This is a genomic window from Acidovorax sp. BL-A-41-H1, assembly GCF_051942715.1.
The window spans coordinates 1-14,448 of sequence record NZ_JBPVJQ010000007.1 but is presented as its reverse complement, the minus strand read 5'-3'; the positions used below and the strand labels follow the sequence as shown (position 1 = coordinate 14,448).

The window sequence follows — 14,448 nt, the reverse complement described above, 5'->3', positions numbered from 1 at the left end:
CAAGATGCAGAAGAACGGCCCCCTCGCCCTCGCGTTCAACGCGCTCGTCATCGCCTTCATGCTCGCCCCCTTGCTGGTGGTGTGCATAGTGGCCTTCACGCCGCACAACACGCTGACCCTGCCCACCACCGAGTTCTCGCTGCGCTGGTTCAAGGCGGTGTTCGAACATTCGGATTTCGTTCAGTCTTTCTGGAACAGCCTGTGGCTGGCGCTGGCATCGGCCACCTTGGCCACGGTGCTGGCGGTGCCTGCGGGCATTGCGATCACGCGCTACGACTTTCCGGGGCGCGGCTTCCTCAACGGCTTGTTTTTGTCGCCACTCATCATTCCGCATCTGGTGCTGGGCGTGGCCCTGCTGCGACTGTTTGCGCTGATCGGCGGCACGGGCAGCTTTGGCTGGCTGGTGTTTGCGCATGCGCTCATCGTCACGCCCTACACGCTGCGGCTGGTGGTGGCGGCGCTGGTGGGGTTTGACCGCAGTGCCGAGCATGCCGCCCTGTCACTGGGCGCGAGCCAGGCCACGGTGTTCACACGCATCACGCTACCGATGATCCTGCCCGGCGTCACAGGCGGGTGGATGCTGGCCTTCATCAACAGCTTTGACGAAGTGACCATGTCGATCTTTGTCACCTCGCCCAGCACGGTGACGCTGCCGGTTCGCATGTACATGTATGCCACCGAATCCATCGACCCGCTGATGGCTGCCGTGTCAGCGCTGATGGTGGCAGTCACGGCCTTTGCCATGGTGCTGCTGGACCGCGTCTACGGGCTCGACCGCGTCTTGGTCGGACGGAAATGATGCCGCTTGAAACCATGAGTTCCTGCCCACCTTTGCTGCACCGCGTGGCCGAAAAAAGCCGCGCGCCCGTGCACTTCACCATCGACGGCCAACCCGCCACCGCACTGCAGGGCGACACGGTGCTGACCGCCATCCTGACCCAGCGCGCGCAGCTGCGCCGCAATGAATTCAGCCACGAGCCCCGCGCAGGCTTCTGTTTGATGGGCGCTTGCCAGGACTGCTGGGTGATGGCGGCAAGTGGCGACCGGCTGCGTGCCTGCACCACCTTCGTGACGGAGGGCATGGACCTCACGACCGGAGGACCGGCATGACGCCCCCCACCTTGCAACCCGTGATCGTGGGCGCAGGCCCTGCCGGAATCCGCGCCGCGCAGACGCTGGCCGCCCACAGCGTGCGTCCCGTGCTGATCGACGAAGCCGCGCGCGGCGGCGGGCAGATCTATCGCCGACCACCCGCACATTTCACACGCGCCGCAGCCACGCTGTATGGCACCGAGGCCGCGCGCGCTACCGCCGTGCACAACACGCTCGATGGCCTGCAGGCCCAGATCGACTACCGGCCCGACAGCCTGGTGTGGAACGCCCAGGGCGGCCTGCTGGACGTTCTGCACGGCCCCACGCAAACCACGCGCACCGTGCCCTATCGCCAGCTCATCGTTGCCAGCGGCGCCACCGACCGGGTGCTGCCCATCCCGGGCTGGACGCTGCCGGGCGTGTACACGCTAGGCGGCGCGCAGGTGGCGCTCAAGTTCCAGGGCTGTGCGATTGGCAGCCGTGTGGTGCTGATGGGCACGGGCCCGCTGCTCTACCTGGTGGCCTACCAATACGCCAAGGCCGGAGCCAGCGTTGCTGCAGTGCTCGACACCGCGCGGCTCACCGACCAATTGGCCGCCGTGCCCGCCATGCTCACGCAGCCTGCGGTTTTTGCCAAAGGTGTGTACTACGTGGCCTGGCTGCGCACGCACGGCATCCCAATCCACAGCGGCATCCGCCCCGTGCGCGTGTTGGGCGACCAGCGCGTGGCAGGTGTGGTGTGGGCCGATAGCGCCGGGCGCGAGCACACGCTGGCCTGCGACGCCGTGGGCTTTGGCTACGCACTGCGCTCCGAGACCCAGCTGGCCGACCTGCTGGGCTGCCGCTTTGCCTGGGCCCCCCTGCACCGTGCCCACCTGCCCGAGCGGGATGCCGAAGGCCGCAGCAGCGTGCCGGGTGTGTATCTGGCGGGCGACGGCGCGGGCATCATGGGTGCCGATGCAGCGGAGTGGGCGGGCGAACTGGCGGCGCTGGCGCTGCTGCAGGACCACGGCGTGGCCGTGGACACCGCACGCATGCTGGCGCTGCAGGGCCAGCTCACCCATCTGATGAAGTTTCGCCAAGGGCTGGAGCGCGCCTTTCCCTTCCCTACCGACTGGGCCGCGCACGCGCCCGATGCGCTGGTGGTGTGCCGCTGCGAGAACATCACGGCGGGCGAGCTGCGCGCCTGCGTGCGCAACACCGGCGCCGACGAGATCAACCGGCTGAAGGCGCTCACCCGTGTGGGCATGGGCCGCTGCCAGGGCCGCAGCTGCGGCGTGGCCGCCGCCGAGATCCTGGCCCAGGCCACCGGCAAACCTGTGGAGCTGGTAGGCCGCCTGCGCGGGCAGGCGCCCATCAAGCCGATACCGATCCACCTGCAGACGCGGCCCTCAGCAGATGCGGGAGCCTCCGCATGAGCAGCACCACCCGCATTGTCAAAACCGACGTCGCCATCGTGGGCGGCGGCATCGTGGGCGCATCAGCAGCCTTGGCGTTGCGCCGCAAGGGCGTGGACGTGGTGCTGCTGGAGCGCGACCTGTGTGGCTCGCGCTCCAGCGGCGTGAACTACGGCGGTGTGCGCCGCCAGGGCCGGCCTTTGAGCCAGCTGCCGCTGGCGCAGCGCGCCCACCAGATCTGGGCGCGGCTGCCCGAGCTGATCGGCACCGACGGCGAATACCAGCGCACCGGGCATTTCAAGATCGCGCGCAGCGAGGCGGACTTGGCATCGCTGGAGCACTACGCAGACCTGAGCCGCGACTTTGACCTGGGAATCTCGCTGATCTCTGGCGAACGCCTGCGTGCGCAATGCCCGTGGCTGGGTGGCAAGGCCGTGGGCGGTTCGCTGTGCGCCGACGACGGGCAAGCCAACCCGCGCCTGGTGTCGCCCGCCTTCGCGCTGGCCGCCCAACGCGCGGGCGCACAAATCTTTGAGCGCTCGCCCCTCACGCGCATCGAACATGGTGGCCAGCAGTTCACACTGCAATCGGGCACCGCGCTGCAGGTGCAGGCGCCCGTGGTGCTCAACTGCGCAGGCGCCTGGGCGGGTGCCCTGGCTGCGCAATTTGGCGAGGCCGTGCCGCTGCGCTCGGGCCACCCGGCCATGATGGTCACCGAGCCCCTGCCCTACTTCATGCAATGGAGCCTGGGCGTGGAGGGTGGTGGCATCTACTGCCGCCAGGTGGCGCGCGGCAACCTGGTACTGGGCGGCGGCTCGGGCTTCTGGCTGGATGCTGACCGCGCGCGCTCCGAGCGCGGCGCGATTGCATCGCTCACGCAGCAGGCCATCGAACTGCTGCCCGCGCTCAAGCACGCGCATTTCATCCGCACCTGGAGCGGCACCGAGGGCTACCTGCCCGACCGCCAGCCCGTGCTGTGCCAAAGCCGCACCACACCTGGCCTGATCCACGGCTTTGGCTTCGCAGGCGCGGGCTTTCAGATTGGCCCTGCCGTGGGCGAGGTGCTGGCCGAACTGGCGCGTGACGGGCAGACCAGCACACCCATCGACGCGTTTTCTCTCGCACGTTTCGACGAACCACTTGTGCCCGCCGCTCACAACACCCCGACAACCCCAGTGCAGGCCCACTGAGCCAGCCGATCTTGTATTTCCCCCTGACCCACCTGAAAGGCAATCACCATGAACTTCGCTTTCTGCTCGAACGTTGTTTCCCTGCGCCGTGGCCTGCTGGCCGCAGCGGCTGCTGCCACGGCCCTGGCCGCCAGCGGCAGCGCCGTGGCACAAACCAAGACGCTGTACATCGGCATGAACGGCGGCACCATGGAGAAGGCGTATACGCAGTACGTGTTCCCGGCGTTTGAAAAGCTGCACGGCGCGCGCGTGGTGGTGGTGCCCGGCACCTCGTCAGACATCCTGGCCAAGGCCCAGGCCAACAAGGACAAGCCGCAGATGCATGTGATGTTCCTGGACGACGGCATCATGGTGCGCGCCATGGGCATGGGCCTGTGCGAAAAGCAAAAGCCCAACCCACACCTGAACGACATCTACCCCGCAGCCCGTTTCAAGGACGACCTGGCCAGCGGCGTGAGCCTGGGCATGACCGGCATTGCCTACAACACCAAGATGTTTGCGGAAAAGGGCTGGGCCGCGCCCACCTCGTGGATGGACTTTGCCGACCCCAAGTACAAGGGCAAGGTGGTGTTCCAGTCCATGCCTTCGTCGTCGTTCGGCCTGCACGGCTTCCTGATGTTCAACCGCATCCAGGGTGGCAACGACAAGAACGTGGAGCCGGGCTTCAACAACTGGGCCAAGACCATCGGCCCCAACGTGCTGGAGTACATCCCCAGCTCGGCCAAGATCTCCGAGATGGTGCAAACGGGTGAGGCCGCGCTGTTCCCCCTCACGCCCACGGCCGTGGCCGCACTCAAATCCAAGGGCATCCCGGTGGAATACGCACAGCCCAAGGAGGGCTCGGTGGTGCTGATGACCGGCCAGTGCGTGATCGCCAAGAACAGCGAACCCGAGCTGGCACAAAAACTTGCCGAGTTTTTGCTGAGCCCGCTGGCCCAGGCCAATGTGCTGCAGTTTGGCGCGCAGATCCCCACCAACCCCAAGGCACCGGCCGTGGGTGAAGGCGCCGAGCAGGTGGCCAAGATCAGCCAGTGGATGAAAAACGCCGTGACGCTGGACTGGGACAGCGTGAACGCGAACCGCCCCGCCTGGAACACGCGCTGGAACAAGACCATCGAGCGCTGAGAGGGGTGTGAGCAGGCAACGTCTGCTCACACCGGCGGGCCGTTTGTGACAAATGTCACCGGCCCCGCCACGCGCTGCGGCCTGGGGGTGCGCCAAACCGCTGCTTCGAATTCAGAATCCGCCGCCTGAACACGGCAATTGGGTCGTCGAATCGAAGAAGAGGGATACCACCATGAAACGCTGGATCAAATGGACTGCAGGCGGCGCAATGCTGCTGGGCATGATCGTGGCCGCCACCGCCGCCAGCGGCCTGTACCTGGCCGAACAGCGGCGCAACCGCTACATCGACATCAAGCCGCGCCCCGTGGCCTACACCACCGATGCGCAGACCATCGAGCGTGGCCGCTACCTGTATGCATCGCGCGGCTGCACCGACTGCCATGGTGCCCAGGGCACGGGCCGCGAGTTTGTGAACGATGGCAAGGGTACGCGCATCGCCGGGCCCAACATCACGTCTGCGGGCGTGGTGGGCCGCTACCAGCCCGAAGACTGGAACAGCGTGATCCGCCATGGCGTCAAGCCCAACGGCCGCCCCGTGATGGTGATGCCCAGCGAAGACTACAACCGCCTCACCAATGAAGACCTGAACGCACTCGTGTCGTATGTGCGCCAGTTGCCGCCCCAGGAGAGCACGCAGCAGGCGGTGGTCGATCTGCCCCGCCCCGCCTGGGTGCTGTACGGCCTGGGCGTGATCCCTGACGCGGCTGCGCGCATCGACCACCAGCTGGCGCCCTCACGCCCAGTGCCGGCGGGCGTGACGCTGGCCAACGGCCAGTACGTGGCCAACATGTGCATTGGCTGCCATGGTGCAGACCTGTCGGGCGGCAAGATCCCCGGCGGCCCACCCGACTGGCCTGCGGCCTCCGACATCCGCCCCGGCTCCCGCAGCGCCGACAGCGCCCTGGCGCGCTACCCCAACGCCAACAGCTTTGTGGCCATGCTGCGCACCGGCAAGCGGCCCGATGGCACGCCCATCCAGGTGATGCCCTTCGAGTCGCTGGGCCAGCTCAGCGATGTGGATGCACAGGCGCTGTACCTCTACTTGAATGCCCCGGTCGGCAGCGTGAAGCAGGAGGTGGGTGGTGCCAACCCCCTGCCCTCGGCCCAGGGCACCAAGAGCAGCGCCAACACTGTGCCCTCGGGCGCAGGTGGGCTCAAGCTGCCGGGTTGAACCGCGAGCGGGCAAACCCCGAACGAGACAGCTGCCCGCTGACCCACCGCCCGGTGGACCACCCTCCGTGGTGGTGGGTCAGCTCCCGCGGTGGTGGGCGTGTGCGCCTTGTGTTGGCGCCTGGCTGTATGCCCCCATGGGCCCGCCCGGGGTGTTGCCGGGGGTGGCCGGTGGGGTGCGGCGCACGCGGGGCACCACGCTGAGCTGCACGGTGTCGAGCACCGGGCCGGGCACCACGTTCAGGGCCTTGCGCGGCAGGTCCACCAGCTGTTCGGCGTGCCACACGCGCACCTGGGCGGCGCCGTCGGGCACGGAGGGGAAGCGCGCAATCCCGTCGTTGTCGGTCTTGAGCGACCAGGCCGAGTCCGTCACAAACACATGGCCGCGCATGGAGCCGTGCAGGTGGCAGCCCAGCAGCACCACACCGGGCGCGTCGAGCTTCACATCGGCGAAATTGGCGGGCTTGCCATCGGTCTTGCCCGCCAGGCGCAACTCGAAATTGGTGCTGGCTGCTGCACCGGGCGCGGCGGCCGGGGCCACGCCGGTGGGATTGCCGCGCACATGGTGGTCCCACCGGTCCTGGTTGGTAAAGCGCACCGTGGTGCCTGCAGACACCACCGTCACCGCAGGCACAAAGCGCATTTTTTCCTGCTCGATGGTGGGGCTGGCCTGCAGCAGGCTGGGCGGCGTACCCGCTGTATTGCCGGGGTAGATCACCACCACGGCGTCGGGCACGGGCTTGCCTTCGCGGTCCAGCACCTGGATCTGGACATTTCCGGCGCTAGCGCCTGTCCACAAAGCGCTGATAGCTATCAAAACAAGAGTATTTCTCATGGTGGTTCAACGAATGGTGATCACGTCCCGGTGCATGGGCGCCAGCAGGGCCAGCAAGCGGTTTTGCTGGGCGAAGGGTATGCCCTGGGCATCCATGGCGCTTTGCAGCACCTCGACCAGGGCGTTGAAGTGGCCCTTGTTGATGTCCATGTCGGCATGGGCTGATTTCATGTCAGCGCCTTCATATTTGCAAGGGCCGCCACTGAGCTGGCAGATCTGGTCGGTCAGGCTCTCCTTGAGGGCAGCGGGTTTGACATCCTTGAAGTGGCCGCCAATCCGTGGGTCTTTGACCACACGGTTCACAAAGTCGTCCATCAGGCGGGTGATGCCGGGTTTCTCGCCCAGCGCCTGGTACAGGCCTGCAGGGGCCGTGGCCATGGCGGCGGTGCCCTGGGCAAACGCGGGCGGGGCCAGCAAGCCCCCCATAGCAATGGCAGTGGCGATGGCAAGGGCGATGAGGGTACGGTGGTGCGTCATGACAATCTCCTCGCTCAGAATGCGACTTGGGCCGACAGGTAGTACCCGGTCTGGCGGCGGTTGTTGGTGATGCCGGGCACGATGCGGCCCAGGTCCACATAGGCCAGCGTGAGCGACATGTTCTTGCTGGGCGCCCAGGCCACAAAGATGTCCTTCCAGTCGTCCTCGCGCAGCGCGGCGCCCAGGCCTGCGGCGGCGCCCAGCGCCTGCAGGTTGTTGGGCTTGAAGCGGTACTCGGCGCCCACCGCGAGGTTCTTGCTGACCAGGTACGCCACCGAGAACTCGGGTTGCAGGCTGCGGTTGTTCTTGCCGGGGGCCGCCGAGCCAAAACCCAGCAGGCCGTTCTGGTTGGCGTTGGTGTAGCGCAGCGTGCCGTTGACGAGCACGCTCTGCGCCAGCAGCAGTTTGGTCGCACTCACATACACATCGGTGCCGCTGGTTTTGGTGCCCAGAAAGTCCAGCACCGACCCGATCGAGCCCGGGCGCACCCGCTTGTGCTCCAGCCCCACCGCAATCTGCGGCATCCAGCTGTCGCTGTCGAGCACGGCGTCACCCGCCACCCTGAGCTTGATGCCCAGCACATCCATCTTGATGTGCTGGCCCGGCGTGACACCAAACGGTGCAATGCCGTTGAGCGCGATGGCGGGCGAGGCATCAAAGTCCTGCCGCGCCAGCGACAGCTCCAGGCGGTCGTGCAGGCCCAGCGCCACGCCATAGCCGGTCAGGCCATAGTCCTGCGTGGCGGCGCGGGTGGCATGGGCACTCACACCCATCTCGCCTTCGGTGGCGTTGCTGCCAATGACGGCCCAGGGGGTGAGCCCGCCACCCGCCGATCCGGCGACGGTGCTGACGCCGCCGGTGAGCAGCAGCTTGCCGGTATCGGCCCGGGCCGGGCCGCTGGCAAGGGCCAGCGCGGCCACAGCAAGAAGGATGGGTGGGGGCCTGTGTTTCATCGCAGTCTCCAGTGAATGGACGGTTGTAAGAAGATGTTGCCTTCTACATACGCCCCCGAGACCAAAGCGGATTCACGGACCCCGAAAAATTGTTGAAAAGCCGCTGCAACCCGCGGCTCAGGCCCTCACAGCATCCGCTGGATCAGCTCGCCCTTGAACAGCACCGGCCCGGTGGGCCCTGTCTCGCTGGGCACGCCCCCCTTGGGCTCCAGGCTGATGGCGAGCGCTGGCACCTGGCGCACATCGGCCTCGCCCGCCACCAGCGTCAGCAGTTTGTCCTGCCCCAGCACCCCCAGCGAACGCGGCCCCCCCGCAGGCGGCAGCGCCCACAGCTGCAGGGATTTGTCCGCCCCCTCCTGGAAGCCCCCCACGCGCTGCAGCACCAGCTGGTTGTTTTTGGGATCGAAGGTGACGAGCATCGAGGCAGCGGCCTTGTCGTCGGCCAGCACGGCCACGTACTGGATCTGGGGCGTGGCCTGCAGTTGCTGCTGCAGGGCAGCAATCTGCGCGCCCGTGGTGGCGCGCAGGCCGCCGTTGACCTGCACACCCACCACCACCGCCGCCAGTGTGGCGATGGCACCGGCAGCGGCGGCACCGCGCCACAACAGCAGGTTGCGCCACCAGCCGCCTGGGGCTGGCGCGGGTGTGTGTGCGGGGGCGGCCTGCCGGGCGGCCAACATGGCCTGCTCCAGCTGGCCGGCCCGCACCAGGTTGTCGATGCGCGTCCACACAGCGGGCGACGGCGCCACCTGCGGTTGCAGCTCGGTCAGGCCCGACCAGCGGGTCTGCCACACCAGGGCCGCAGCGCGCACGGTGGCGTGCTCGCGGGCCAGGGTCTCGAAGCGGCGGCGGGCGCCACCGCGCAGCGTGCCCAGCGCGTAGCTGGCGGCCAGGCGGTCGAGCAGATCAGGGTGTTGGGTGATGTTCATGGCGACGACCTCAGGCATAGCGCGCCATGCAGGCACGCAGTTGCTCCAGCCCCCGGCGAATCCAGGTCTTGACGGTGCCCAACGGCAGCTTGAGCTGCTCGGCCAGCTCGCCGTGGCTCTGGTCGCGCAGGTAGGCCAGGCTCACCACTTCGCGCTGTTTGCTCTCCAGCTTGCCCAGGCAGTGGTGCAGGGCAAAGGCCTGCTCGCTGGCGTCGGCGGCGTCCATGGGGTTGGGCGAGTCGCCTTCCAGCGTTTGCGCCATGTCATCGTCCAGCTCGTTCATCAGATCGGCCCGGTCGGAGCTGCGCTTGCGCAGGGCATCCAGCGCCCGGCTGCGCACGATCAGGCCCATCCAGGCCATGGGCGGGCTGAGCGACGCGCGGTAGCTGCCCGCGCTGCGCCAGATGGTCAAGAACGCCTCCTGCAGCACGTCCTCGGCCGCGTCCCGGTTGCGGACGATGCGCAAGGCCAGGCCAAAAAGCTGTGACGAGGTGCGCTCGTACAGCCTTTTCAGCGCGGAATCGTCCTGCGCGGCGATGCGGTCAAGGAGGTCCATCAGTTCACTGTCTGGGTGGAGGGTGCTCATGCGCCCATTCTCTGGGATTGGTCGGTTCGGCAGCGCCTGCGGGGCTTTGCCGTAGGTGAATACGCCACAGCGGGCACTTTGGATGTAGTAGGGGCACAAACAGCGACCCGGCGCCGGAAACCGGTGCCCCCGGATCGGCCCCCCCGGGCAGGACCGAATGAATCCAGATGGCTGGCGGGGCCGTATTGCAAGGGTTCGCCTGCTCGCGCTCAAGGCGCTTTCCACCCGTCGCTCCCCGCCATGCCCCTGTACCACCCACTGCCCCCTGTTCATTGTGTTGCCATAGCAGCCACCCTGCTTTGGATGGCCCACAGCCCTGCAGCCGCCCAGTCGGTAGCGCGTGGCGCCGCGCTGTATGCCGCACACTGCAGCAGCTGCCACAGCGCCGACCAGCATGGCGACGGCCCCGCGCACCGGGGCGTGGTGGGGCGCCGCGCGGGGGCATTGAAGGACTTTGACTATTCGCCCGCGCTGAGCGCAAGCAGGATTCTGTGGACGCGTGCCACGCTCAAGGCCTGGCTGCGCGACCCCGAGGCGCTGATTCCCGGCCAGGGCATGGACTACCAGCTCGACCAGGCGCGCGACCGCGAGGACGTGGTGGCCTACCTGGCCACGCTCAAACGCGTGCCGTCGCCGGAATCCGCCGCCCGGTAACAGCCTGCCCCCGGTTCAGGCGGTGGGGAACGTACCCGGCAGCAGGATCGACGAATCCACGTTGTTGATGTTGGTGTGGCCGCAGAACGCCATGGTGATGTCCAGCTCCTTCTGGATGATCTGCAGCGCACGGGTCACACCGGCTTCGCCAAAAGCGCCCAGGCCGTACAGGAAGCTGCGCCCGATCAGCGTGCCCTGTGCTCCCAGCGCGCGGGCCTTGAGCACGTCCTGCCCGCTGCGGATGCCGCCGTCCATCCACACTTCGATGTTCTTGCCCACCGCGGCCGCAATGCCGGGCAGCGCGGCGATGGAGGATGGCGCACCGTCGAGCTGGCGGCCGCCGTGGTTGCTGACGATGAGCGCATCGGCACCGCTGTTGACGGCCAGGCGCGCGTCTTCGGCGTCCATGATGCCTTTGAGGATCAGCTTGCCGCCCCAGCGCTTCTTGATCCATTCCACATCGCCCCAGTTGAGCTGCGGGTCGAACTGCTCGGCCGTCCACGACGACAGCGACGACAAGTCGCCCACGCCCTTGGCATGGCCCACGATGTTGCCGAAGCTGCGGCGCTTGGTGCCCAGCATGCCCAGGCACCAGCGCGGCTTGGTGGCCAGGTTGATCAGGTTGGCGATGGTGGGCTTGGGCGGGGCCGACAGGCCGTTCTTGATGTCCTTGTGGCGCTGGCCCAGGATCTGCAAATCCAGCGTGAGCTGCAGCGCCGAGCAGTTGGCGGCCTTGGCGCGGTCGATCAGGCGCTCGATGAAGTCGCGGTCGCGCATCACGTAGACCTGGAACCAGAACGGGTGGCGGCTCGTGTGCTCGGCAATGTCTTCGATGGAGCAGATGCTCATGGTCGAGAGCGTGAACGGGATGCCAAACGCCTTGGCTGCCTTGGCGCCCAGGATCTCGCCATCGGCGTGCTGCATGCCGGTGAGGCCGGTGGGCGCAATGGCCACGGGCATGGCCACGTCCTGGCCGACCATGGTGGTGCGCGTGCTGCGGCCTTCCATGTTCACGGCCACGCGCTGGCGCAGCTTGATGCGCTGGAAGTCGCTTTCGTTGGCGCGGTAGGTGCCCTCGGTGTACGAGCCTGAATCGGCGTAGTCATAGAACATGCGCGGCACGCGGCGCTGGGCGATGGCACGCAGGTCTTCGATGCAGGTGATTTTGGACAGGTCAGGCACGCAGGCTCTCCAGGGTGGGAATTGCGCCAGATGGTAGGCGCTGGGGCATCGGCCAGCCATCAAAATTATTTCGAGGGGCTGCAACAAATTTTCAGCGCCGCGCCCGGGATGTGGCACAGCGGCGGCGCTTTATCAAGCAAAAAATGCCGTTACCGCCCAATGGACAAGCGCTTGTTGCTACCAAATAGATAGCAAATCGCAACCACTACCCACTACGCGCCCCTCACCCCTCGGCGCCCACCGCCACTTCGGGCAGCACCACCTCGGGCTGCACATCCGGGCCCCGGTAGAGCATGAAGCGCATGCGGCCACCGCGCTTGGCGGCGTACATGGCGCTGTCGGCGTGGCGCGAGAGCGCATCGAAAGTGTCGCCATGCTGCGGGAACAGCGCAATGCCACCGCTGAGCCCCACGCGCACAGGCTCGCCCGCCAGCTCGAAGGGCGCGTCGCACGAGGCGAGGATCTTGCGCGCCACGCCCCGCGCGGGCTCGGCGCCGTCCAGGCCGGGCAGCAGCACCACAAATTCGTCGCCGCCCTGGCGGCACACGGTGTCGGATGCGCGCACGGCGGCCTTCAGGCGCTGGGCAAACTGCACGAGCAGCACATCGCCCACATCGTGGCCCAGGCGGTCATTGACCTCCTTGAAACCATCCAGGTCCAGGTACATCACGGCCAGCGACTTGCCATCGCGCCGCGCCTGGGCAATGGCCAGCTGGGCGCGGTCGTGCAGGAGCACGCGGTTGGGCAGGTCGGTGAGTGCGTCGTACTGCGCCAGGTGCGCCATGCGCTCGGCCATGGCCACGGCCTCGGTCACATCGCGCAGCACGGCCACCGCGCCCCTCACGGCACCATGGCGGTCGGTAATGGGGCTGGCGGTTTCCTCCACCTGAAAACGCTGGCCGCTGCCCCGATGCTCCACCACGCCCCGCACGGCCTCCATCACGGCCGCTTGCTGGATGGCCGTGCGCAGGGGGCTGGGCAGCAGCGCATCGTTGTCGGGGCTGCGCAGGCACACCACCTCGTCCACGTTGTGGCCCGCCGCATCAAAAGCCTGCCAGCCGGTCAGGCGCTCGGCCGCCGGGTTGAGGTAGGTCACCGAGCCCCGGGCGTCCGAGCAGACCACGGCATCGCCAATCGACTGCAGCGTGAGGCGCACGCGCTCTTTCTCGTCAAACAGCTCGTCCTCCATGCGCTTGCGCTCGGAGATGTCGGTGGTCTGCACAAAAATGCCGCGCACGGCACCCGCTTCGGTGTCAGGCACGTACGAGACGATGATGTGGCGCGACACGCCATGCACATCGAGCAGGGTGCTCTCGAACAGCTGCGGCTCGCCCTGCAGGGCGCGGTCCAGAAATGGCTTGTTCACGGCAAAACGCTCGGGCCCCACCAGCTCGCTGAAGTGCATGCCGCGCAGCCGCTCGGGCTGGATGCCGAACCACTCGAAGTGGGCCTTGTTGGCAAAACGGTTGAGCAGATGCGCGTCCCAGTAGCCGATCATGGACGGCATGTTGTTGAGGATGGTGCGCACATCGTGCTCGGCCTCGCTGAGCCGGGCGGCCACCTGCTGGCGCAGGGTCAGCTCGCGCACAAACAGCAGGGCCAGCCCCAGGCAGGCGGCCATCAGCAGCAGCGCGAAACCGCCCAGCCACAGGGAGCTGCTGTACCACTTGCCCAGGATGGTGCTGGTGGCCTGGGCCACATTGATGATCAGCGGGAACTCGCCCACCTGCCGGAAGGAATACAGGCGCTCGACACCATCGAGCGCCGCCGTGCCCACGAAGGAGCCATTGCCCTCCTTCTGAAAGCGCAGCATGTTGGGCGACCCGGCAATCGTCTTGCCCACGTCCATGTCGCCGTACGGGAAGCGCGAGATCACCACGCCGTCACTACGGAACAGGTTCACGCCACTGCTGGGGCCCATGTCCAGGGCACCGAAGAGCTCATTGAAGTAGCTCAGCCGCACGGCCCCCACCACCACGCCCGCAAAGCTGCCGTCGGCATGGAAGTAGGCCCGCGACAGGGGCAGGATGTTGAGCCCCGTGATGCGCGAAGGCACGGGCTTGCCGATGTACAGGCCCTGGTGCCCGTCCTTCTGGAACGCCAGGAAGTAGTCTCGGTCCGCCAGGTTGGCCTTGCGCGGCGTGAGCGAGCCCGAATCCAGCACGATGTTGCCCTGGGCGTCGAGCACCAGCACATCCCCAGCGCCCCGGGAGCGCAAGGAGTTGTCGAACACCACCCGTGCGCGCAGCTCGGGGGGCAGGTCCCACACCTCGGGGCGCGCCACCTCGCGGGCCACGCCCTCCAGGGATTTGTCAAACGACTCGAGCACCCAGCCCAGGCCCTGCTCCAGGGTCTGCACCAGATTGGCATTGGTCTGCGCGGCGTAGTTCCACTCGTCCTGGCGGATGGTCCAGATCGAACGTGCAAACAGCACACCGATCCCCAGGGAGACCAGCACAGCAGCCAGATCAGGCGATGCGAAAAGAACTGGCGCAAAAAGGGCATAGAAATAATTTGTAACCATTTTAGGCGACCCGTATTGGGACGCTGAATGGGTAAATCACACCGTATTCCTCGGCTTTGGGCGCGTCAATGCGCAGCAGCCCTTATCGGGGGCGCCACAGCCCCCGCCGCCACGCCCGCCCCGCGCACCTCGATGCGGATCTCGTCCAGCACCTGCCCGCGCGCGTCGGTGATCTGCACCACATGCCGCCCCGGCCAGGGCAGCCAGGCCACACGCGGGCCCCGGCCCAGCGGCTTGCCGTCCATGCGCCAGAGCAGCCCGTCGCCCGTGGCCGTGAACTGCAGGCGCTGGCGCGCGGGGGGGATGTCCGGGTCCAGTGCAATGATGGTGCCGG

General features: G+C 67.3%; 14 protein-coding genes and 1 pseudogene. 7 read left to right on the top strand and 8 right to left on the bottom strand.

Features of this window, described 5'->3' with window-relative positions:
• Window positions 1-4: 4 nt before the first annotated feature.
• The 6 genes from ACTPOI_RS21785 (at window position 5) to ACTPOI_RS21760 (ending at window position 5,975) form a co-directional block, all read left to right on the top strand.
• Complete coding sequence (locus tag ACTPOI_RS21785; protein ID WP_440112760.1) at window positions 5-799, top strand: ABC transporter permease; 795 nt, start codon at window positions 5-7, stop codon at window positions 797-799.
• A gap of 14 nt (window positions 800-813) precedes the next feature.
• The gene (locus tag ACTPOI_RS21780; RefSeq protein WP_440112758.1) at window positions 814-1,110 is read left to right on the top strand and encodes a (2Fe-2S)-binding protein; all 297 of its coding nucleotides are present in this window, start codon (window positions 814-816) and stop codon (window positions 1,108-1,110) included.
• Window positions 1,107-2,510 carry an FAD-dependent oxidoreductase gene (locus ACTPOI_RS21775; RefSeq protein WP_440112756.1) on the top strand — a complete coding sequence of 468 codons (1,404 nt, stop codon included), beginning with the start codon at window positions 1,107-1,109 and terminating at the stop codon, window positions 2,508-2,510. The genes ACTPOI_RS21780 and ACTPOI_RS21775 overlap by 4 nt, the downstream gene beginning before the upstream one ends.
• The gene (locus ACTPOI_RS21770) at window positions 2,507-3,679 is read left to right on the top strand and encodes an NAD(P)/FAD-dependent oxidoreductase (RefSeq protein ID WP_440112754.1); all 1,173 of its coding nucleotides are present in this window, start codon (window positions 2,507-2,509) and stop codon (window positions 3,677-3,679) included. Before ACTPOI_RS21775 ends, ACTPOI_RS21770 begins: the two co-directional genes overlap by 4 nt.
• A gap of 48 nt (window positions 3,680-3,727) precedes the next feature.
• Window positions 3,728-4,804 carry an ABC transporter substrate-binding protein gene (locus ACTPOI_RS21765; protein WP_440112752.1) on the top strand — a complete coding sequence of 359 codons (1,077 nt, stop codon included), beginning with the start codon at window positions 3,728-3,730 and terminating at the stop codon, window positions 4,802-4,804.
• 172 nt (window positions 4,805-4,976) lie between these two features.
• The gene (locus ACTPOI_RS21760) at window positions 4,977-5,975 is read left to right on the top strand and encodes a c-type cytochrome (protein WP_440112750.1); all 999 of its coding nucleotides are present in this window, start codon (window positions 4,977-4,979) and stop codon (window positions 5,973-5,975) included.
• A 78-nt stretch (window positions 5,976-6,053) separates the two neighbouring features.
• Here the strand turns inward: ACTPOI_RS21760 and ACTPOI_RS21755 are convergent, their stop codons facing one another.
• The 5 genes from ACTPOI_RS21755 to ACTPOI_RS21735 form a co-directional block, all read right to left on the bottom strand.
• A complete protein-coding gene (locus tag ACTPOI_RS21755) occupies window positions 6,054-6,809 on the bottom strand; it encodes a cupredoxin domain-containing protein (protein WP_440112748.1) in 756 nt (251 codons plus the stop codon).
• 6 nt (window positions 6,810-6,815) lie between these two features.
• Entirely contained in the window at window positions 6,816-7,286 is a 471-nt protein-coding gene (locus ACTPOI_RS21750) for a group I truncated hemoglobin (RefSeq protein WP_094285450.1), read from the bottom strand.
• A gap of 14 nt (window positions 7,287-7,300) precedes the next feature.
• Window positions 7,301-8,239, bottom strand: coding sequence for a DUF3034 family protein (locus ACTPOI_RS21745; protein ID WP_440112746.1), 939 nt, complete (start codon window positions 8,237-8,239; stop codon window positions 7,301-7,303).
• 125 nt (window positions 8,240-8,364) lie between these two features.
• A complete protein-coding gene (locus ACTPOI_RS21740) occupies window positions 8,365-9,168 on the bottom strand; it encodes an anti-sigma factor (RefSeq protein WP_252657744.1) in 804 nt (267 codons plus the stop codon).
• A gap of 10 nt (window positions 9,169-9,178) precedes the next feature.
• Window positions 9,179-9,754 (bottom strand): RNA polymerase sigma factor, encoded by a 576-nt coding sequence (locus tag ACTPOI_RS21735; RefSeq protein ID WP_094285447.1) that lies wholly within the window; start codon window positions 9,752-9,754, stop codon window positions 9,179-9,181.
• A 303-nt stretch (window positions 9,755-10,057) separates the two neighbouring features.
• On the opposite strand from ACTPOI_RS21735, the gene ACTPOI_RS21730 reads away from it, so the two are divergent.
• Window positions 10,058-10,408: a c-type cytochrome gene (locus ACTPOI_RS21730; RefSeq protein WP_252657742.1), complete on the top strand. Its 351-nt coding sequence runs from the start codon at window positions 10,058-10,060 to the stop codon at window positions 10,406-10,408.
• A gap of 15 nt (window positions 10,409-10,423) precedes the next feature.
• Here the strand turns inward: ACTPOI_RS21730 and ACTPOI_RS21725 are convergent, their stop codons facing one another.
• The 3 genes and pseudogenes from ACTPOI_RS21725 to ACTPOI_RS21715 form a co-directional block, all read right to left on the bottom strand.
• Window positions 10,424-11,590, bottom strand: coding sequence for an alpha-hydroxy acid oxidase (locus ACTPOI_RS21725; RefSeq protein WP_440112743.1), 1,167 nt, complete (start codon window positions 11,588-11,590; stop codon window positions 10,424-10,426).
• A gap of 223 nt (window positions 11,591-11,813) precedes the next feature.
• Window positions 11,814-14,048: a diguanylate cyclase domain-containing protein gene (locus ACTPOI_RS21720; RefSeq protein ID WP_440112741.1), complete on the bottom strand. Its 2,235-nt coding sequence runs from the start codon at window positions 14,046-14,048 to the stop codon at window positions 11,814-11,816.
• Between the two features lie 131 nt (window positions 14,049-14,179).
• Window positions 14,180-14,448: pseudogene (locus tag ACTPOI_RS21715) on the bottom strand (penicillin-binding protein 1C); the annotation flags it as partial.

Bases quoted from the DNA above. Each gene is read 5' to 3' on its own strand.
- ACTPOI_RS21785 (WP_440112760.1), top strand. From the start codon at position 5: ATGCAGAAGAACGGCCCCCTCGCCCTCGCGTTCAACGCGCTCGTCATC.
- ACTPOI_RS21780 (WP_440112758.1), top strand. From the start codon at position 814: ATGAGTTCCTGCCCACCTTTGCTGCACCGCGTGGCCGAAAAAAGCCGC.
- ACTPOI_RS21775 (WP_440112756.1), top strand. From the start codon at position 1,107: ATGACGCCCCCCACCTTGCAACCCGTGATCGTGGGCGCAGGCCCTGCC.
- ACTPOI_RS21770 (WP_440112754.1), top strand. From the start codon at position 2,507: ATGAGCAGCACCACCCGCATTGTCAAAACCGACGTCGCCATCGTGGGC.
- ACTPOI_RS21765 (WP_440112752.1), top strand. From the start codon at position 3,728: ATGAACTTCGCTTTCTGCTCGAACGTTGTTTCCCTGCGCCGTGGCCTG.
- ACTPOI_RS21760 (WP_440112750.1), top strand. From the start codon at position 4,977: ATGAAACGCTGGATCAAATGGACTGCAGGCGGCGCAATGCTGCTGGGC.
- ACTPOI_RS21755 (WP_440112748.1), bottom strand. From the start codon at position 6,809: ATGAGAAATACTCTTGTTTTGATAGCTATCAGCGCTTTGTGGACAGGC.
- ACTPOI_RS21750 (WP_094285450.1), bottom strand. From the start codon at position 7,286: ATGACGCACCACCGTACCCTCATCGCCCTTGCCATCGCCACTGCCATT.
- ACTPOI_RS21745 (WP_440112746.1), bottom strand. From the start codon at position 8,239: ATGAAACACAGGCCCCCACCCATCCTTCTTGCTGTGGCCGCGCTGGCC.
- ACTPOI_RS21740 (WP_252657744.1), bottom strand. From the start codon at position 9,168: ATGAACATCACCCAACACCCTGATCTGCTCGACCGCCTGGCCGCCAGC.
- ACTPOI_RS21735 (WP_094285447.1), bottom strand. From the start codon at position 9,754: ATGAGCACCCTCCACCCAGACAGTGAACTGATGGACCTCCTTGACCGC.
- ACTPOI_RS21730 (WP_252657742.1), top strand. From the start codon at position 10,058: ATGGCCCACAGCCCTGCAGCCGCCCAGTCGGTAGCGCGTGGCGCCGCG.